The sequence below is a fragment of the Streptomyces sp. JLBT605 genome, assembly GCF_058215555.1.
Genome location: NZ_CM177087.1, coordinates 4,462,444 through 4,481,790, shown reverse-complemented (window position 1 = coordinate 4,481,790; position 19,347 = coordinate 4,462,444). Strand labels below are relative to the sequence as shown.

At 74.1% G+C, this 19,347-nt stretch carries 14 protein-coding genes, 1 tRNA gene and 1 pseudogene; 12 read left to right on the top strand and 4 right to left on the bottom strand.

Annotation, left to right across the window (positions count from 1 at the left end; genetic code table 11):
* Window positions 1-447 precede the first annotated feature (447 nt).
* Window positions 448-1,494, top strand: a pseudogene (locus tag AC4BDD_RS19475) (NsdA family TPR-like regulatory protein); the annotation flags it as partial.
* Between the two features lie 241 nt (window positions 1,495-1,735).
* Here AC4BDD_RS19475 and AC4BDD_RS19470 read toward each other — a convergent pair.
* Window positions 1,736-2,329: a histidine phosphatase family protein gene (locus tag AC4BDD_RS19470; RefSeq protein WP_490686731.1), complete on the bottom strand. Its 594-nt coding sequence runs from the start codon at window positions 2,327-2,329 to the stop codon at window positions 1,736-1,738.
* A 352-nt stretch (window positions 2,330-2,681) separates the two neighbouring features.
* Here AC4BDD_RS19470 and AC4BDD_RS19465 point away from each other — a divergent pair, with 352 nt between their 5' ends.
* The 7 genes from AC4BDD_RS19465 to AC4BDD_RS19435 all read left to right on the top strand — a co-directional run bounded on the left by AC4BDD_RS19465 (window position 2,682) and on the right by AC4BDD_RS19435 (window position 9,744).
* Window positions 2,682-3,734, top strand: coding sequence for a phosphatase PAP2 family protein (locus AC4BDD_RS19465; RefSeq protein ID WP_490686730.1), 1,053 nt, complete (start codon window positions 2,682-2,684; stop codon window positions 3,732-3,734).
* Window positions 3,715-5,337, top strand: coding sequence for a hypothetical protein (locus tag AC4BDD_RS19460; RefSeq protein ID WP_490691843.1), 1,623 nt, complete (start codon window positions 3,715-3,717; stop codon window positions 5,335-5,337). The genes AC4BDD_RS19465 and AC4BDD_RS19460 overlap by 20 nt, the downstream gene beginning before the upstream one ends.
* On the top strand, window positions 5,328-6,929 hold the full coding sequence (locus tag AC4BDD_RS19455) for a hypothetical protein (RefSeq protein WP_490686729.1): 1,602 nt from the start codon (window positions 5,328-5,330) through the stop codon (window positions 6,927-6,929). The genes AC4BDD_RS19460 and AC4BDD_RS19455 overlap by 10 nt, the downstream gene beginning before the upstream one ends.
* Window positions 6,926-8,278: an AAA domain-containing protein gene (locus AC4BDD_RS19450; protein ID WP_490686728.1), complete on the top strand. Its 1,353-nt coding sequence runs from the start codon at window positions 6,926-6,928 to the stop codon at window positions 8,276-8,278. The genes AC4BDD_RS19455 and AC4BDD_RS19450 overlap by 4 nt, the downstream gene beginning before the upstream one ends.
* Before the next feature lie 93 nt (window positions 8,279-8,371).
* Window positions 8,372-8,737, top strand: coding sequence for a DUF8844 domain-containing protein (locus AC4BDD_RS19445; RefSeq protein ID WP_490686727.1), 366 nt, complete (start codon window positions 8,372-8,374; stop codon window positions 8,735-8,737).
* Between the two features lie 132 nt (window positions 8,738-8,869).
* The gene (locus AC4BDD_RS19440; protein ID WP_490686726.1) at window positions 8,870-9,547 is read left to right on the top strand and encodes a bifunctional DNA primase/polymerase; all 678 of its coding nucleotides are present in this window, start codon (window positions 8,870-8,872) and stop codon (window positions 9,545-9,547) included.
* 123 nt (window positions 9,548-9,670) lie between these two features.
* Window positions 9,671-9,744, top strand: a tRNA-Lys gene (locus tag AC4BDD_RS19435).
* A gap of 89 nt (window positions 9,745-9,833) precedes the next feature.
* On the opposite strand, the gene AC4BDD_RS19430 is transcribed toward AC4BDD_RS19435, so the two are convergent.
* Window positions 9,834-10,658, bottom strand: a complete 825-nt coding sequence (locus tag AC4BDD_RS19430; protein WP_490686725.1) for an AfsR/SARP family transcriptional regulator — start codon at window positions 10,656-10,658, stop codon at window positions 9,834-9,836.
* A gap of 255 nt (window positions 10,659-10,913) precedes the next feature.
* On the opposite strand from AC4BDD_RS19430, the gene AC4BDD_RS19425 reads away from it, so the two are divergent.
* The 3 genes from AC4BDD_RS19425 (at window position 10,914) to AC4BDD_RS19415 (ending at window position 14,827) form a co-directional block, all read left to right on the top strand.
* Window positions 10,914-11,105 (top strand): hypothetical protein, encoded by a 192-nt coding sequence (locus AC4BDD_RS19425; RefSeq protein WP_490686724.1) that lies wholly within the window; start codon window positions 10,914-10,916, stop codon window positions 11,103-11,105.
* 17 nt (window positions 11,106-11,122) lie between these two features.
* Window positions 11,123-13,474: a TOMM precursor leader peptide-binding protein gene (locus tag AC4BDD_RS19420; protein WP_490686723.1), complete on the top strand. Its 2,352-nt coding sequence runs from the start codon at window positions 11,123-11,125 to the stop codon at window positions 13,472-13,474.
* A 102-nt stretch (window positions 13,475-13,576) separates the two neighbouring features.
* Entirely contained in the window at window positions 13,577-14,827 is a 1,251-nt protein-coding gene (locus AC4BDD_RS19415) for a sensor histidine kinase (RefSeq protein WP_490686722.1), read from the top strand.
* Between the two features lie 64 nt (window positions 14,828-14,891).
* On the opposite strand, the gene AC4BDD_RS19410 is transcribed toward AC4BDD_RS19415, so the two are convergent.
* On the bottom strand, window positions 14,892-15,497 hold the full coding sequence (locus tag AC4BDD_RS19410; protein WP_490686721.1) for a response regulator transcription factor: 606 nt from the start codon (window positions 15,495-15,497) through the stop codon (window positions 14,892-14,894).
* A gap of 417 nt (window positions 15,498-15,914) precedes the next feature.
* A complete protein-coding gene (locus AC4BDD_RS19405; RefSeq protein WP_490686720.1) occupies window positions 15,915-17,087 on the bottom strand; it encodes a M6 family metalloprotease domain-containing protein in 1,173 nt (390 codons plus the stop codon).
* A 440-nt stretch (window positions 17,088-17,527) separates the two neighbouring features.
* Here AC4BDD_RS19405 and AC4BDD_RS19400 point away from each other — a divergent pair, with 440 nt between their 5' ends.
* Window positions 17,528-19,330, top strand: coding sequence for a putative bifunctional diguanylate cyclase/phosphodiesterase (locus AC4BDD_RS19400; RefSeq protein ID WP_490686719.1), 1,803 nt, complete (start codon window positions 17,528-17,530; stop codon window positions 19,328-19,330).
* Window positions 19,331-19,347 lie beyond the last annotated feature (17 nt).

The following is a 19,347-nucleotide window of genomic DNA, read 5'->3' as shown; positions in this document are numbered from 1 at the left end:
GGGGTCGGTACGGGGCCGGGCCTGAGTACGGGGCCGGGTGCCACTCCGGCTTCCGTACCGCGGTCGGGCCCCGGGGCGGGCGGGCCGGGTCCCGGGCCTGGGTGCGGGCCGGGTGCCGCTTCGGGGCCGGGCCCGGCGCCCGGGCTCGGGACCGGCCGGGGGTCGGGCCGGGCCGCGGGCCGGGCGCCCGGGCCGCTGGACACCTCGCTCGTCCGGCTCTCCATCCCGTACCAGCCCGGCCCGTCCGTCCCGAGCCCCTCCGCCCCGAGCCCCTCCGTCCCGGGGCACACCGCCCCCTGTCCCTCCGCGCCTCGTCCTTCCGCCCCCGACCCCTCTGCCTCCAGTCCCGTCGTCCCCCATCCCACCGCCCCTGGTCCCTGGGGCCCGTCTTCACCCGTCTCATGCTCATCCGGGCCGTGTCCTGGCGGCGCGTGCCCCTCAGATCTGTGCAAGGAGAGCGACGTGCTGCGTCGCGCGTTCATGACCGGCGGCCCGGCCGCCGTGGCCGCCCCGTCCTGGGACGGTGGACCGACCCGCGGTCCCCGTCGCGTCGGCGAGCCGGAGGCCGCCGCCGTCGAAGAGGCGGTCCGCCGTATCCGGCTGTTCGACGACCGGTTCGGCGCGGACGGGCTGTACACCCGCTCCGCCCAGCCACTGCGTGCCGCCTATGCCCTGCTCGACGCCGGCGCCCACCGGCAGGTGGTGAGCGACCGGCTGCACTCCGGCGCCGGCGAACTCGCCATCTCGGTGGGCTGGCTGGCACACGATTCCGGCCGCTTCGAGGACGCCCGCTCCTATTACGCCGAGGCCCTGGCCACCGCACGGGTCGCGGACGACCGGGCGCTGGAGGCGCACGCCTTCTGCAACATGGCGTTCCTCGCCCGGGACGCCGGGCGGCCCAGGGAGGCGGTGCGTGCCGCGCAGGCCGCCCAGGGCGCCGCCCGGCGGCTGGACTCACCCCGGCTGCTGTCCCTGCTGGCGCTGCGAGAAGCCGGCGGCTGGGCCGGTCTCGCGGACCGTGCGGCCTGCGAACACGCGCTCCGCCGGGCGCACACCCTCTTCGGCCGCGGCCCGGCACCGGCCGACCCGGAGTGGATGACCTTCTACGGAGAGGCCGAGCTGGCGGGGCTGGAGGCGCAGTGCTGGGCGGCGCTGGGCGAGTGGCAGCGCGCGGCCGAGCACGCCCGCCGCGCGGTGGCCCTGCAAGACCAGCACTTCACCCGCAACATCGCGCTGTTCACCGCGGAGCTGGCCGGTGATCTCGCGGGCTGCGGGCGGCCCGACGAAGCGGCCGCGGCGGGCGGCCGGGCCCTCGATCTGCTGGGCCAGGTGCGGTCAGGACGGATCCGGGCGATGCTCGACGGCGCGGCGCGTGCGCTGCGCCCGCACCGGCGCAACGCCGCCGTCGCCGACTTCCTCGCCCGCCACGCGTCCCTCGGCGGCCATGCGCCGCTCCGCGGCCAAGGCCATGTGTCCTACGAGCGCCCGGTCTGAGGGCCGGGCCCGGCCCAGAGGGCGGACCGGGCGCGGACGGCGGGTCCGGTGCGGGCAGCGGGCCCAGTGCGGATGGCGGGCCCCGTGCGGACTGCAGGCGACCCAGTCCGGACGGCAGGCCCCGTGCGGACTGCGGGCCCGGTGCGGACGGCAAGCCCTGTACGAACAGCGGGCCCGGTACGGACGACGGGCCCGGTACGGACGACGGGCCCCCTGCGGACGGCGGGCGGCCCGGTGCGGATCAGGCGAGGTGGCCGGTGTCGTTCCAGCGTTCGACGGCCGGGTCGCCGTACGCCCAGCCCAGGATCGACAGCGAGGTGGGATCCAGCCGCAGCCGCGCCGCGAAGGACGCGTCGAGGCCGAGCCAGCGGGCCGCCAGCGTGCGCAGGATGTGGCCGTGCGCGAAGACCAGCACGTCGCGATCGGCGGAGCGCGCCCACTCGACCACGGTGTCCGCCCGCGCGGAGAGCTGCGCCAGCGTCTCGCCCTCCGGCACGCCGTCCCGCCATATGAGCCAGCCGGGGCGGGTGGCCTTGATCTCGTCCGGGGTCATGCCTTCATACGCCCCGTAGTCCCACTCCATGAGCGCGTCCCAGTCCTGCGCGCGGTCCCCGAAGCCCGCCAGCTCGCTGGTCTCCTTGGCCCGGACCAGCGGGCTGGTGCGCACCTCGACGTCCGGCAGCCCAGCCCACGGCGCACGGTGCAGCCGCTCACCCAGCAGCTTGGCGCCGCGCCGCCCCTCGTCCAGGAGCGGAATATCGGTCCGGCCGGTGTGCTTACCGGCCAGCGACCACTGCGTCTGGCCATGCCGGGCCAGCAGGATGCGCGGTGCCATGAGTGGCCTTTCGCCTGATTCGGGGGCTGGGTTCCGCTTCGGACCAGGTCCGGATTCCGGTTCAGTCCCGGGTGGGGTGCGCGGCAGGTCCCGTTTCCGCCGCTCCTCCATCATCGCTCACCTGATCGAGAGGCAACCCGGGGGCCGGAACCGGCGTCTCTCCTCACACGGCCGGCTCTGCCGAGGAAGCTTCGGAAGCGAGGAATCGTGCCGTTTCCGGGGGGTATGCCCCCTGGTCACGAGGTGCCGCACGCGGGCGCATCTCGGGGGCGGTGCGCATGGCGCACCGCCTACGCCGTACGGTTTGGTGCGCGTCAACTGTGGCCCGCCTGATTCTTTGGAGAGCGTCCGGATGCCCCACACAGTGCCCCTCACCGGAGCATCGAAGGGCGCTCGGCCACGTTGGTGGACCGAGCTGCCGCTGATCGCTCTGGTCTACGGCGCCTACTCGGCCGGCCGCCTGCTGGCCCGCGGCGACGTGTCCACCGCCGTCGATCACGGCCTGGGCATACTCCACCTCGAGCAGAGCCTCAACGTCGACTTCGAGACGCCGCTCAACCGCGTCTTCACCGAGCACGCCTCGATCGGGATACCCGCGGACTTCGCGTACGCCTCGCTGCACTACCTGCTCACCCCGCTGATCCTGGTGTGGCTGTGGCGGCGCCGCCCGGCGAACTACCGCGTGATGCGCACCTGGCTGCTGCTCTCCACGCTGATGGGCCTGATCGGCTTCACCCTGATGCCGACCTGCCCGCCCCGGCTGCTGGACGCGAGCCACGGCTTCGTCGACACGATGGCGCAGTACGGCTCGTACGGCTGGTGGGGCGGCGAGGCGAGCGCGCCGCGCGGGATGGGCGGCTTCACCAACCAGTACGCGGCCATGCCGAGCCTCCACGTGGGCTGGGCGCTGTGGTGCGGGGTGGCGCTCTGGCGGTACGGGCGGTCGAAGTGGACGAAGGTCCTCGCGGTGGCCTACCCGCTGAGCATCGCGCTCGTGGTGATGGGCACCGCCAACCACTACTTCCTGGACGCGGTGGCCGGCGCCGCCGTCATGGGCATCGGCTACCTGCTGGCCCGGCCCGCGCTGCGCACCCTGGACCGGGCGGTCGCCCGCTTCCGCGGTGGGGCCCAGCCGCAGCCGGCGAACGCGGCGGCGGGCACGGCGGCCGGAGCCACGGGCGCGGTCCCGACCGGCGACGGATCCGCCCCGGAAAGCGGTGAGAGCGCCCCGGCTGTCGGTGCCGGATGCGAGACTGCGGCGCGTGAACGGACACCCATCCCCCGGCAGCACGGCGCCGGCAGGGGCACGGACGGCGAGCGCGGCGACGCCGGCACCGAGCGGGTCGGCAGCGCCGACCTGGCCGACGACACCGCCGCCAGCCGGGATTTCTCCCGCTCGAGCTGAGCCGCGAGCATCTGAGGCTGGGCCGAGAGCCCGGCGAAACCTCGCCGAGCTGCGCGGCCCGGCCGTACCGCCGAAGCCGCTGGACGCCCGGGCGCTCGCGGCGCTCGCCGCGAACCCGGGCTGCCGCCGCCGCACCCTGCTGGACGGCGCCGGGATCGACAAGCGCGCGCTGGCCCGGGCGCTGGGTTCACCCGCGACCTTCGGACAGTCGCACTTCGCCCACCAGCGGGGCCACACCTTCGAAGCCCGGGCCAAAGCGGACGGCGGCGGCGAGCTCCTGCGGCTGCTCCACGAGCGCCTCGGCGGCGCGGCGAGCGGACTGCCCGCGCCCGTCCCGGGCCAGGTCCGCACCCCCGATCTGACCGCGGTCGGCCCCGAGGGCCGCACCGCCCGCACCGCACTCGCCCTGCGCGAGGCGACCGCCGCCGCTGCCGAGTCCGGGCAGTGGACGCTGCTGGACCACCCCATGGTGAGCCTGGACGTCGCCGGGTCCCCCGCCTTCCTGGAACCGGACGCGGTGGTGGTGCACCCGGACGGCGGCTGGACCGTGGTGGAGATCAAGTCGTTCCCGGTGGTGGACGGCGCGGCCGACCCCGCCAAGGTGGGTGCGGCGGCCCGGCAGGCGGCGGTGTACGTGCTGGCGCTGGAGCGGGTGGCGATGCGGATCGTCACGGCGGACGGCCGGGCGGCCGGCGCGGCGGACGACGCTACGGATGCCCCGGCCGCCGGTGCCGATGCCGGTGCCGCTCCTGCCCCCGCCCCCGATGCCGGTTCCGTTTCTACCCCTGTGTCCGGTTCCGGTTCCGGCTCCGGCTCCGGTGCCGGCGGGCGGGTGCGTCACCGGGTGCTGCTGGTGTGTCCGAAGGACTTCTCCAATCTGCCGACCGCCGAACTGGTGGACGTCCGCAAGCAGCTGTCCGTCACCCGGCGCCAGCTGGCCCGGCTCACCCGGGTCGAGGAGATCGCCCGGGCACTGCCCGAACACCTCACCTTCGACCTGCGGCTCTCGGACGACGGTCGCACCGTCACCCGCCCGGCCGACGAGTTGAGGGACGCGGTCGACGCGGTGGAAGCGGCGTACGCGCCTGAGTGCCTGGCCGCCTGCGAGCTGGCGTACCACTGCCGGACCCAGGCCCGCGCGGCCGGTTCTGTGGAGGTGCTGGGACGCGGCGTGCGCGGTGAGCTGGGCGGGCTCACGACGGTGGAGGACGTGCTGGCCGCCGCCCACGGCGACACGCCCGGCCCGCCCGGCCCCGGCGACCCACCCCTCCCCGACCCCGGTGACTCGCCCGCCGCCCAGGCCCTCCGGCGGGCCGCCGCCCTGCGCGCCGAAGCGCTGGCCGCCGCCGGAGCCGCCGCCTCCGGAGCCGCGGCCTGCGCCGACGCCGCACCCGCGACCGCGACTAGCGCCCCCGCCCCCGCGACTACCGCCCCCGAGACCGCCCACGCGCCCGAAGAGGCCGCCGTCGCCCCCAGCCAGACGGCCGGCCCGGATCAGGCAGCTCAGCCGAACCAGGAGGCTCAGCGGGACCAGGAAGCTCAGCGGGAGCAGGTCCCTCAAGAGGCTGCCGTTCCCGCCCCGCGGGAGTCGCCATGTCGCTGATCACCACCCTCGCCCGGATGGAAGCCGTCCGGGAGGGCCGCGCCCAGCCCGCGGCCACGGTCCGGCACCGGCATCTGTCCGCCCGCCCGATGGTGTTCGTCCCGCTCACCACCGCCGGCGAGGTCGGCGCCCCGCTGGGGGCGCTGGTCGGCACCGAGCGGACCGCGCCCCGGCTGCTCGTCGTGGCGCAGCCGCGCGACCGGGATCTGCGCTCGGCCTTCCTCGCCGACCTGGCGGAGGAGATGCTGCCGTACCTCGAGGGGTACGCCGACGAGGTCGAGCCGGTGGAGCGCAAGGAGACCGATCCGGAGACCGGGAAGAAGGTCACGGTCCAGGTCGAGCTCTGCGCCGACGCCCCGCAGCTGCTGGTGCCCAGCGGCGCGGGCGCGGAGTTCGTCCGGCTGCTGGGCCGCTCGATGCGGTTCCGCCGGACCGCCGAGCAGGATCCGGACACCCCGCACCCCGCACCCCCTCGGGTGCCGCTGCTGGGCCGCTGGCTGACGCATTACGGCGAGCGGTCCCGGGTGCCGGGCTCCTCGCTGCTGCTTTCGCTGACCGAGCTGCTGGGCCTGCACTGGGCGACCGGGCAGAGCGCCCTGGAGGACCAGCACCTGGGGGCGCTGCTGGGCTGGATCGACCCTCCCCCAGCCACTCCCCAGGAGGGCGTGTCCGGTGCCGAGGCCGCGCTCCGGGCCGAGCTGCGACGCGGCCCGGACGGGCTGCTGGAGTGCCCGCCGGCCGGGCCCGCCACCGACCCGGTGTTCGACAACACCCGGCTGGCTCCGGCGATGAAGGCGTACGACGCGGCGCGGGCCGCCGTGGCCGCCGGCGTGCCCGGCGCGCCGGTGCGGCTGCGGCAGGCCGAGGAGGAGCTGCGCGGGCTGGTCGCCTCGCAGCTGCGCCCGACCTGGGAGATGGTGTGGCGGGCGGTGGACCTGCTGTCGGCCCTCCCGGTGGGTTCCCGGGTGGCCGGCCGCTGGACCCGTGACCGCTGGTCGTACACCGGGCACCGGGATCGCGTCCGGGCCGGTGAGCCGCCGCAGCCCAAGTGGGACGACGCCGTGACGGCGGCTGGGAAGCTGATGGCCCGGGAGACCGCGCAGGCCCAGCTGGACGCGGAGCAGGCGCTGGACGACCCGCTGGTGATGGCGGGGCGGCGGCTGGCCGGCGAGGCGTTCGCGGGGAAGGTCGGCGAGGTGGTGATGGCCTGGTCGGAGGCGAAAGTGCCCCGGCCGCGGCCGCTGATCACGGTGATCACCGAGGACCAGCCGCAGCTCACCGAGGAGGCCAAGCTGTACCGGGCGCTGCCGGACGGGCGGACGCAGACCGCCGAGTTCGCCGGGTACGCGCCCGGCGGCGGCCTGGTGGTGCGGCTGACCGGCGGCATGGGCCGGGGCAGGAACCCGGACCCGGGCTCGGTTCCGGTCGAGGGCGACCAGGTGTGCTGGACGCTGTTCGAGCACGCGCCGCGCGGCGGCCCGCAGCTGCCCGACCCGGACCGTACGCCCTGGACGCACGGCGGGCCCCCGGCCGTCTCCGCCGGGGTCGCCGCGAGCACCCCCGACCCCGTCACCGAGGAGGACCTGCTGTGACGTGCCACGCCGAGCGGCCCCCGGTGTTCGATCCCGGCGCGGCCGCGGCGCGCGCCACCGACGCCATCCTGCGCGACACGCTGCACGGCGCGCACCGCGGCGTGGTCGTCGACTCCCCGCCCGGCGCGGGCAAGTCGACGCTGGTGGTGCGGGCCGCCCGGGAGCTGGCCGCCGCCGGGCGGCCGCTGATGGTGGTCGCGCAGACCAACGCCCAGGTGGACGACCTGGTGGACCGGCTGGCCCGGGAGGATCCGCGGTTGCCGATCGGCCGGCTGCACAGCAGTGACACGCGCCCCTACGATCCGGTGCTCGACCGGCATCCCGAGGTGGTGAAGTCCGCGAAGGTGGCCGATCTCGCCGGGCTGGACGTGGTGATCTCCACGGCGGCCAAGTGGGCGCACGTGCGGGACGTCGAGCCCTGGAGCCACGCGATCGTCGACGAGGCGTACCAGATGCGTTCGGACGCGCTGCTCGCCGTCGCGGGGCTCTTCGAGCGGGCCCTGTTCGTCGGGGATCCGGGGCAGCTGGACCCGTTCAGCGTGGTGGGCACCGAGCAGTGGGCGGGCCTGTCGTACGACCCGTCGGCGAGCGCGGTCTCCACCCTGCTCGCCCACAATCCGCAGCTTCCCCAGCACCGGCTGCCGGTGTCCTGGCGGCTGCCCGCCTCGGCGGCGCCCCTGGTCTCCGGCGCCTTCTATCCGTACACGCCCTTCCGCAGCGGCACCGGCCCCGGTGACCGGCGGCTGTCCTTCGCAGTGCCGTCGGACGGCTCGGGGCCGGACCGGGTGCTGGACGAGGCGGCGGAGTCCGGCTGGGGGCTGCTGGAGCTGCCGCCGCGCCACACGCCGCGCACCGACCCGGAGGCGGTGCGGGCGGTGGCCCTGGTGGTGCGGCGGCTGCTGGACCGGGGCGGGGTGGCGATCAGCGAGCGGTCGTCCGGCCCGGTGCCGGTGACCGGGGACCGGATCGCGGTCGGCACCGCGCACCGGGACCAGGCGGCGGCCGTGCGCGCCGCGCTGGCCGAGCTGGGTGTGACGGGGGTGACGGTGGACACGGCCAACCGCCTCCAGGGCCGCGAGTTCGACGTGACGGTGGTGCTGCATCCGCTGTCCGGGCGGCCGGACGCCACGGCGTTCCACCTGGAGACCGGCAGGCTGTGCGTCCTCGCCTCCCGGCACCGCCACGCCTGTGTGGTGGTCTGCCGGGCCGGGGTGGCCGAGCTGCTGGACGAGCATCCGTCGACCGAGCCGGTGCGGTTGGGCGTGACGGTGAAGTTCCCCGATGGCTGGGAGGCACACCACGCCGTCCTCGCCCAGCTGGCCGAACACCGGGTCCCTTGGAAGCCCTGAACCGGGAGAGGCTACGCGCCGATCCGGCAGATGCCGGGGCCACTTGCGCACGGCGGGACAATGGAATGCGGCAGACCAACAGGAGGTACGTAGATGTCCGAGCCGCATTCGGCTCCACGCCCGCGCACCAGCCCCGAGCGACGGCTGAAACCCGCACCGCTGCTCTTCGAACCCGCCGAGGCCGCCTCGGACCCCGAGCACTTCTTCGATCTGGAGTCGATCGAGGATCCGCGCGAGCTGCTGGCCCGCTCCACCGAGCTGGCCCTGGCCTTCCGCGCCGCCACCGACCGGGCGATGGAGTACCAGGCGATGGCCGCCGCCCAACTCGCCGACCCGGGCCGCTTCGACCGGCTGCCGCCGGCGCTGATCGCGGAGAGCGCGGACTGGACGGAGGACTACGCCAAGAAGATGGTGGAGTTCGGCCGCGAGCTGCTGCGCGCGGACGACCAGCCGGACTGACCCCTGCGGGCGGGGTGACGCGCGCCGAGCACCCGCGCCGGTTCGGGGCAAGATACTCCATCCCGCCCGACTCTGCCCCCGCTTTCATCATTCAGCGCAACCGGAAATTCACCCAGCGCTACATCTGAGGTCATGAACAGATGGCCTCGGGAATCTCCCCACCGCACCCCCGCGCACGTCACCACCGCCGGAGCCGCCTGGCTGGCCTCGGCCAGCCCCTTCCCGCGCAGTGTGCGGGCCCTGTGGGCGGAGTGCCCCGGCACCTCCGTCGTGCTGCCGTGCGGCACCGTCTTCGACGTCATCAGCGCTCCCGGGGTCTTCGGCCGCCGCATGGTGAGCCGCCTGTGGGCCGACGGCCCGGGGACCGGCCCGGTGGCGACGCAGCGGGGCCGGGTGCTGATGTTCGCCGCGCCCGGCACCGCTCAGCGGCTGCCCGCCCTGCTGCGCTGGGAGGAGTGGGGATCGGCCGCTCCGCCGCTGCTGTGCCATGGGACGGGCGACGCGGTGACCGTCCCTCCCCCGGACGCCGTCCGGCCAGAGCCCCGGTCCCGCCGGCCCGAGGCCGCGCCCGGCGAGAGCCCCGCCCTTCCCGCCGCCCCGGGGCTCGGCCTGGGCGCCGCGCCGGATCCCCTCGACGCCGGATCCGAGGCCGCGCCCGGCTCCCGCTGGCTGGTCGCCCCGGATGTCCGCGACCCCTGGCTGCCGGGCGCCGACGTGCTCCTGTGGGCCTGCGTGCGGGCCGCTCGCAGTGGCTCGGCGACCGCCCCGCACACCGCCGTGACCAGGGAAACCGCGCTGTCACCGCGCTGAGGCAGGGCTGAGCCGGGCCTCGGGTGAGGGCGAGCCGGGGCTGAGGCGGGGGTGCGCCGGCGGGTGGGGCGTATGGATTTTCGTTCCGCCGGATCCGGGTGCTAAGGTCTTCTACGTCAGCAGGCGCCGCTAGCTCAGTTGGTTAGAGCAGCTGACTCTTAATCAGCGGGTCCGGGGTTCGAGTCCCTGGCGGCGCACAGACAAAGAGAAGGCCCCCACTTCGGTGGGGGCCTTCTCTCATGGGGGAACCAGCCTCATAGGGGCACCTGCCTCACAGGGCCCGGCGTCAGGCGGCGAAGAGGTCCAGCACCGGACGCCGCCAGCCGCTGCCCAGATCGAAGTCGAGCGCCGGGTCCGAGGCGAGCACGGCCTGCTGGAGCTTCTGCAGCCGCGGCGAGGGCTCCAGCCCGAGATCCTCCACCAGCCGGCCGCGCAGCCCCTGGTAGACCTCCAGGGCCTGCCATGGGCGCCCGGCCCGGTAGAGCGCGGCCATGTACTGGGCGTGGAGTCCCTCGTGGAGCGGGTGCCGGGCGGTCAGCTCGGTCAGCTCGGTCAGCAGCGAGGCATGCCGGCCCAGCCGCAGGTCCGCCTCGATCCGGTGCTCCAGCACGCCCAGCCGGCTCTCCTCCAGCCGGGCCACCTCGATCTCCAGGATCGGCCCGACCCGCACGTCCACCAGCGCCGGGCCGCGCCAGACCGCCAGCGCCTCGCGGAACAGCAGCGACGCCTCCTCGTCGTCGCCGGCGTCCAGCGCGTCGTTCCCCGCGGCGACCAGCCGGTCGTACTCGTGCACGTCCATCGCGCCGGGCTCGGCCTCCAGCAGATATCCGCCGTAGCGGGTGGCGAGCACGGCCTTGGACGCGTCCGGGGCCTGTGGTCCGTAGGCGGCGGCCAGCCGGCGGCGGAGCTGGAGGATGTACGTCTGCAGGGTGGTCAGCGCGCTCCGCGGCATCGCGCTGCCCCAGATCTCCTCCATCAGGGTGGGAACCGGCAGTATCTGGTTGGCGTAGATGGACAGCAGTGCCAGGATCTGCCGCGGCTTGCCGGCGCTGGGCACGATCGAGTGTCCGCACGCCTCGACACTGAGCGGGCCCAACAGCTTGATGTCCATGGATCCGTACCTCCGTCACCCGTCACACATCCGTCGGATGCCCCTTGGCCGCGGACTTGCCATTGAGGCATTTACGAGCCTCGCGCGGGGGTGCGGTTCCGGACCAGTGCCATGTTCCTGTCCTGGGCATGAATCCTGGGTGGCGGCCACCGTGACAAGCTCACACCCTGGTGATGAAAGGGTCACTGGTCTGCCGTGCGTTCGTCGCAGCAGACTCCTTGCCACGACCGCCTTGCACGTCGAGGAGAACCCCCTATGAACAGCGCCATCGCAGTCCCGCAGCCCGATCTGGCCGCCCCGGAGACGGCCGGCGACGAGGGGCCGGCCGGCGCGCCCGCACTCGATGCGTCCACGGAAACCGGTGGTCTCCTGATCGAGGATCTCACCGAGCGGTACTGGCCGGTCCTCCCCGCGGGTATCTGCATCTGCACCGCCGCCGGTCGTTGACGGATCACCGCTGACGCATGGGGACGCTGCGCTTCGCGCCGCATGTGAGGGTCGAGGCGGTGCCGGGCGAGGCCGTCTACCTGGTGTCGGAGCGAGGCGTCACCGCGCTGCACGGCCGCTCGATCGCCGCTCTGGCGCCGCTCCTGGACGGCTCCAGGGATCTGGAGCGGATTCTGGCCGACGCGGCCCCGGCCGTGTCCGCCCGGGAGTGCGGCCGGATCGTCGAACAACTGCGGGCGGCCGGCCTGGTGCACGAGGCCGACGGCCCGCCGGGCGCCGGGGACGCGTACTGGTCGCTGGCGGGGTTGGGGCCGGGCCCCGCACCGGACGCCGCCGCCTTTGTCGCCCTGGGTTCCACCGACCCGGCCGAGGTGCGGCACGCCCTGCTGGCCGCCGGGGTGCGCGCCGCCGGTGAGCCGGCAGCGGCCCCCCTCACGCTGGTGGCCTGCGATGACTACCTCGACCCGGGACTGGGCGCGTTGGACGCCGCGCACCGGGCGGCGGGACGGCGCTGGCTGCCCGTCAAACCGGTCGGCACCGAGCTCTGGATCGGCCCCTTCCTGGGCGCGCCGGACGGGCCGTGCTGGTCCTGTCTGGCCGAACGGCTGCGGCGCGGGCGCCGGGCCGAGGCCCATCTCGTCCGCCGGCTGGGCCGCTCCGGGCCGCTGCCGCGGCCCACCGCCGCGCTGCCCGCGAGCCGCGCCGCCGCCCTGCACCTCGCCGCGGTGCAAGCGGCCGGCTGGCTGGCCGGGCACCGGCACCCGGCGCAGGGTGAGCTGTGGACGCTGGACCCGCTGGACCCGGCCGGCGAGCGGCATCCGGTGCGCCGCCGTCCGCAGTGCGCGCGGTGCGGTGACCCCGGTCTCGTTGCCGAGCGGGTGCGCGCGCCGCTGTCCCTGGCACCGGCCCCGCCCGCATCTCCAGTCGCATCTCCAGTCGCGTCCCCGGCCCCGACCCCGGCCCCGGCCCCGGCCCCGGCCCCGGCCCCGGATGACTACGCGCACCTGGTGAGCCGGGTGACGGGTCTGGTGGCCGAAATCCGACGGGATCCGCGCGGCCCGGAGTTCCTCAACTGCTTCCACGCCCGCTACCGCCCGGCCCCCGGCCCGCCGGGCCTGGACGGGGTACGGGCCGGGCTGCGCGCCGCCGCGCACGGCAAGGGCGTCACCGCCGAGCAGGCCCGGGCCAGCGCCCTGTACGAGGCGCTGGAGCACCACAGCGGATACCACCAGGGGGACGAGCCGCGGCAGCGCGCCCGCTACCGCGACCTCGGGCCCGACGCGGCCGTACACCCGGACGAGGTGCAGCTGTACGCGGCCCGGCAGTTCGAGGAGCGGGACCACTGGAACGCGCGACACTCGGCTCAGCACCGGGTGTGCGACCCCTTCGACGAGGACGCCGAGATCGACTGGACCCCGGTCTGGTCGCTCACCGGGGAGCGGCATCGGCTGATGCCGACGGCCCTGCTCTACTACGACGTGCCGCAGCCGCCGGGCCGCCGCTACTGCCTGGCCACCTCCCATGGGGCCGCCGCGGGGCGCGCCACGGCCGACGCCGTGCTGCGCGGGTTTCTGGAGCTGGTGGAGCGGGACGCGGTCGCCCTGTGGTGGTACAACCGCACCCGGCAGCCCGGCCTGTCGCTCGACGGCGAGCCCGGCGACGGCCGCGAATCCGGTGACGGCGGCGAGCCCGGCGACGGGGGCGATCGGGCCTGGATCGACCGGCTGCGGTGTGTGCACGCCGAGTTGGGCCGGGAGGTGTGGGCGCTGGACCTCACCACGGACTTCGGCATCCCGGTCGTCGCCGCCCTCTCCCGCCGCGTCGACCGGCCCTCCGAGGACATCACGCTGGGTTTCGGTGCGCATTTCGACCGGCGTACCGCGCTGCGCCGCGCGCTCACCGAGCTCAACCAGATGCTGCCGCCACTGGCCGAAATCCGCGTCACCGGCCCGGGCGGGCGGGGGGCGCAGGGCGCGGGATACGACGGCATGGAATACGAGGGCATGGATCCGGAGGCGCTGCGCTGGTTCACTACCGCGACCGTCGCCAACCAGCCCTATCTGACCGCTGATCCGGCGGCCGAGGCGGCACCCGGCGGGGCACGCTTCGGGCTGCCGGCCGGCAGCGATCCGGTCGAACGGGTGGCGGCGGTGGTGGAGTTGGTGCGTCGGCAGGGTATGGAGATGCTGGTGCTGGACCAGACGCGGCCCGATGTCGGGCTGCCGGTGGTGAAGGTCTTCGTCCCGGGACTGCGCCCGCACTGGGCCCGCTTCGCGCCGGGCCGTCTCTTCGAAACTCCGGTGAGTCTGCGGCGACTTGCCACCCCCACACGCTATGAGGACCTCAATCCGCTTCCGCTCTTCCTGTGAAGGCGGGCATCGGTCGAATCCCGCTCCGGGCCGGTAGAGATTCGGATACTCTCGGGCAAGCTACCTCATACGGCCCGAGTATCCGGAGGATCAGTGCAGGGCATGCCCTTGCCCGACGAGGCCGGGCGCGACGCGGAGAGGCATCGGAACGACCTCGCACCGCGTATCGCCGTGGTCATCACCGTGGCTGTGCTCCTCGGTTACTTCAGTGTCGCGATCGTCTATGTGGCCGACGCGCACCATTCCCCGGGGGCGCTCGACGCGGCGCTGCTGGCTCTCGCCCTGGTGCCCTCGCTCACCGTGCTGCTCGCCCTCCAACTGGCCCACTCCTTCCCGGGACTCGCACCACGGGTGAGCCGCGCCCGGCACTGGACGCTGGCCCTCCAGGCGGTGCTGACCTTCCTGCCGTTCGTCGTCTTCAAGCACGCCTGGCTGGGCATGCCGGGCTTCCTCGCGGGCTCGACGCTGCTGGTCCTGCGGACGCCGCTGTCCTGGCTGGCATTCGGCTCGGTACTGGTCTGCACCGACGCGCTGCTCTTCCATGTCGGCTTCGGCTGGGGCGAGGTCGCGTACACCACGGTCTCCACCGCCCTCACCGGCCTGGTGGTCTTCGGGCTCTCGCGGCTCACCGGGCTGGTCTCGGAGGTCTACCGCTCACGCGCCGAGCTGGCCCGGCTGGCCATCGCCCAGGAGCGTTTGCGATTCGCCCGCGATGTCCATGATCTGCTCGGTTACAGCCTCTCCACCATCACCCTCAAGTGTGAACTGGTCCACCGGTTGGTGCCCCGGCAGGACTCCCGGGCTCAGCAGGAGCTGACCGAGATCCTGGAGACCTCCCGGCAGGCGCTGGCGGACGTGCGGTCGGTGGCCCGCGGCTACCGCCGGATGTCGCTGTCGGCCGAGGTGGGCACCGCGCAGTCGATGCTGGCCGCCGTCGGCGTCCGTACCACGACCCGGCTGGAGTGCGGGGAGCTGCCGGGGCTGGTGGACACCGTGCTGGCCACCGTCCTGCGGGAGGGGCTGACCAATGTGCTGCGGCACAGCAAGGCGGAGCACTGCACCATCGAGGGGCTGCGCACCGGCGGCACCGTGCGGCTGGTGCTGGCCAATGACGGGGTGGGCAAGCACTCCGCGATCCTGGGCACGGACGTCCAGGGTGGCGCGGACGGCGGCAGCGGGCTGGGCAATCTCGGCGTGCGGGTGGGCAAGCTCGGCGGGCGGGTGCGGGCCGGGGTGCGCCCGGCGGACGGCTGGTTCGAGCTCTCCGCGGAGTTGGAGCTGACCGAGGAGGCGGACGGGGACGGCGGCGACCGGGGCGCGGAGGACGAGCTCGGCCCGGCGGTCACCGCCTGACCGATTTCGACGTCCGCTGCCTGCCCCGGCTTCGGCGGTCACCGCCTGACGCGGCGGTGCGGCGTCAGAGCCAGCCGGCCTCGCGGGCGATCCGGATGGCGTCCACCCGGTTGCGTGCGTTGAGCTTCGTCACCACGGAGGTCAGGTAGTTCCGCACGGTGCCCGCCGAGAGGTAGAGCCGGGCGGCGATCTGCGTCGCTCCCTCTCCTTCCGAGGCGAGCAGCAGCACCTCCCGCTCGCGCGGGGTCAGCGGCTGCGGCTCGTCGTCCAGGGCCGCCAGCACCAGTTGCGGGTCCATCACCCGCTCTCCCTTGGCCACCGCCCGGATCGCGTCGCTGAGCGTGTCCGGACTGCTGTCCTTGAGCAGGAAGCCGGAGACCCGGGCGGCCAGCGCCCGGCGCAGATTCCCGGGCCTCCCCAGGCTGGTCAGCATCATGGTGCGGCATTCGGGCACCGCGGTGTGCAGGGCGGCGGCCGCGGTCAGGCCGTCCATGCCCGGCAGGTCGATGTCGAGGACGGCGACATCCGGCCGAAGTTCGCGGGCGCGCGGCAGGATGTCCGAGCCATTGGCGACCTCGGCGACGACGTCGATATCCGGTTCGAGCTCCAGCAGGGCGACCAGCGCCTGGCGCAACATCCGCATGTCCTCGGCAATGAGAACCCTGACCACATCTGCCCCCCGGACGTCGCTCTGGTTCGCCGCACACCGACTTTCCGAACCGGCTCATCGGTCAGTGCTTCCGACCGGATTCGGTCCGGCGGTTCTCCCCCGGGAAGACGTCAGTACCCCTGCCTTCCATCTCGCATACGATTATTCCCAAATCCTCTTGACCGCTCCAGCACGCCCTCAGCGAATCAGCCATGCTGATGGTTTCAGGCCAGCCGAAACCCGCCAAGTTGAGGAATGCGCGTTCGACCATATGGAATTCGTTCGGGCTGATGGAGCGGTGCGGGCCATTCGACCGATGCGGGCCGATGCGCGGGGCGTAAGCGAGGTCGGCCGGCCCGCCCGGGCCGGGGCCACGCGCCCGGCGTAATCGCGGGTACGCGCTTCGCCCGGCACTGCCCTGGTGATGACCTCCGGCCCCTAACCCTCGCGGGTGACCTGGACGGTCCAGGATCCGCCCGTGGTGCGGCCGCGCACCTGGACCCGCGCCCCGTCCGGTTCGATGGTCAGGCTCTCGCCGGCGCCGAGCGGGGCGTCCGCGAGCTTGGGGTAGACCGACTCGTCCGGGCAGCCCTCGCTGTGCGGGTGGGCGTCGAGCACCTCCACCGGGCCGTCACCGGAGGCGACGTCGCTGCGCACCCGGTAGACCAGCACTCCCTCGGCGCACAGCCCGGCGTCGTTGCCGTAACGGCCGCGTGCCTCGATGGCCAGCGCCCGGTGGGGGCCGGTGCGGACCACGACCAGGCGGGTGCGGGTGTCGGTGCCGGGCACCCCGGGGGTCAGGGGCGCGCCGACGGGCTCGACGGTGTGCAGGGTGGTGCCGGGCTCGCTGACACACCCGACCTGGCGTTCGCCGAGCCAGCCGAGCTTCCACTTGTGCCAGCCGAGGGGGTCCGGAGCCATGCCGAACTGGCTGCCCATCAGGTCCCAGTCGCCGACCCGGGTGTCCCAGTCACCGCTGCCGTCCGTGGGCCGGTGGTAGAGGTCCGGCAGATCGAAGACGTGCCCGGTCTCATGGGCGAGAACGTGCTGGTCGGGCGGGTGGTTCTCGAAGACCGTGACCAGGCGGCGCAGCTCTGCGTCATCGGCCCGCAGCGGCTCGTCGAAGTTGACGACCTTGGTCGCGTCGGCGTCGATTCCGGGGGCGTCGGGGTCGGCGACCAGATAGACGACGTCGTAGCGGGCGAAGTCGACGCTGGGGTCCGCGGCGGCGACGGCGTCGCGGAGGTAGGCGGTGCGGCGGCTCGCGTCCCAGTCGCGCCGTATGGCGTACGAGGTGGAGTCGTGCGGCATGGGGATCCACCGCTCGACGGGGTGGACGCGCAGGTCGAACTGGCCGTAGGAGGCGCGGCGGAAGAAGTCCGAGGTGGCCGGGAAGTGGTCCGCGACCAGCTCGGAGGGGCTGGTGTAGGGCTTGGAGTCCGGGAAGGACAGGAAGACCATCAGGGCGTTGAGCGACCGCGTGGGCCGGGGGTAGCCGCCGTTCCAGGTGTCCAGCCCCTCGGAGTGGTGGACCTCGGCCCGGGGCAGGGCGCACGGGCCGCCCGCGCCGATGGCCTCGGCGGGCCCGGTAATCACGGTGGTCGCGATCATCGCCGTGAGCGAGGTGAGCTGGGCCCCGGCACGCCGCAGCCTGGACGGCCGGTCGACTCGCACGGGTACCTGCCGACGCACCACAACGACCTCCCGGACAGGTTCGGGTCACCCTCACCACCGTGGGCTGAAATGGGGTGGCGCGCCCTGTTCCGCTGAGCCGGTCGAGTGAAATGGCCGGCTTCCGGGTACGTAACTGACGGTCACAGTCGGTCATCGACACAATGAGTCCGTGCAGAGCTGAGCAGAAATGGCCAGACATATGATCGCGACCCCAAGGGCCCCGGATTCGTTGCTGGAACGCCTGGAGTAAATGCCTCTATGATCGCCGCATTTCCAGCGGGAATTCCCTCCTCGGGTGGCACTTCACCGTCCGCCCGAAGCCCGGTGTGAGATATGCAGAGGACCTGTACGACACGAACACCACGCGGGAGCGAACGGTGAGCGGATCCCCTGACGGCCAGGGTCGCACGCCCCGCACCACGCCGCCGACGTATCCGGGGCGTCATCCCGAGACCCGTACCGCAGGTGGTGGGGCGACCCCCGGCGACTATCGCGCGGCGTTCCACGCCGCCGGCCTGGCCATGGCCGTCGTCGGGCACGACGGCCTGGTCCTCGACGCCAACGCGGCGCTCGGCGCCCTGCTGGGCACCGATCCGGCGCTGCTCACCGCGCGCAGCGTCGCCGACCTCACCGATCTGCGCGGTGATCCGGAGCTGTGGGAGCAGTACCGCGAGGTGCTGCGGGGCGACCGGCCCGGGCTGCGCTGCACCCGCTGTCTGAAACCGGCCGACGGCGAGCCCCGGTGGGCGGAGATCGGCATCGAGCCGGTGCCCGGCTGCGGCAGTGTGCTGCTGACCGCGGTGGACATCAGCGAGCAGCGGGAGCTGCACGCCCGGCTGCGGCATCTGCAGATGCACGACCCGGTGACCCTGCTGCCCAACCGCGGCCTGTTCTTCGAGCGGCTGGCCGCCGCGCTGGAGGAGGCGGCCCGCGCCCCGGAGGGCTCCACCGGACGCATCGGACTGTGCTACCTCGACCTGGACGGCTTCAAGGCGGTCAACGACACCCTCGGCCACCGGGTCGGCGACCGGCTGCTGGTCGCGGTCGCCCAGCGGCTGACCGAGTGCGCCACCCCCGGCGGCCATCTGGTGGCGCGACTGGGCGGCGACGAGTTCGCGCTGCTGGTGGAGAACTCCCGGGGCACCGAGCAGCTGTGCGAGCTGGCCCGGTGCGTCCTCCTCTCGCTCCAGCAGCCGTTCGAGGTGGGCGGCCAGCGGCTCTCGGTCTCCGCGAGCATCGGGGTGGTGGAGCGGCCCGCCGCCGAGACCCACGCCACCTGGCTGATGCAGGCCGCCGACACCACGCTGTACTGGGCCAAGGCGGACGGCAGGGCGCGCTGGACGCTGTTCGACCCCGAGCGCAACGCGCACCGCATGACCCGTCAGGCGCTGTCCAGCACGCTGCGCCCGGCGGTCGAGCGGGAGGAGTTCGTCCTCGACTACCAGCCGCTGGTCGGGCTGGTCGACGGCGTCGTCCGGGGCGTGGAGGCGCTGGTGCGCTGGCAGCATCCGCGTTTCGGCAGGTTGTCACCGAACCGGTTCATCCCGCTGGCCGAGGAGAACGGCGCCATCGTGCCGCTGGGCCGCTGGGTGCTGGAGACCGCCTGCCGCCAGGGTCGCCGCTGGCAGCTGGAACACCCCCGGACGCCGCTGGTGGTGAGCGTCAACGTGGCGGTCCGGCAGGTGTGGGACTCGGACCTGGTGGCCGATGTCGCCGCGATCCTCGCCCGCACCGGCCTGCCGCCGCGACTGCTCCAGCTGGAGCTCACCGAGTCGGCGGTGATGGGCTCGGCCGGCCGGCCGCTGGAGGCGTTGCAGCAGCTCAGCGACATGGGGGTGGCCATCGCCATCGACGACTTCGGCACCGGCTACTCCAACCTGGCCTACCTCAGCCGGCTGCCGGTCTCCACGCTCAAGCTGGACGGCTCGTTCGTGCGGGGCTTCCGGGCGGAGGAGCAGCCCAACCCGGCCGACCAGACGATCGTCGAGGCACTGGTGGACCTGGCGCACCGGCTCGGCCTGACGGTCACCGCGGAGGGCGTGGAGAGCCCCGAGCAGGCGGAGCGGCTGGCCCGGATCGGCTGCGACACCGGCCAGGGGTGGTTCTACTCCCGGCCGGTGCCCGCGCAGTACATCTCGGCGATGATCGGCGGCTGTGCGGCGGCGGTGGGTGGCTCCTGACCACTGCGGCCGGCGGT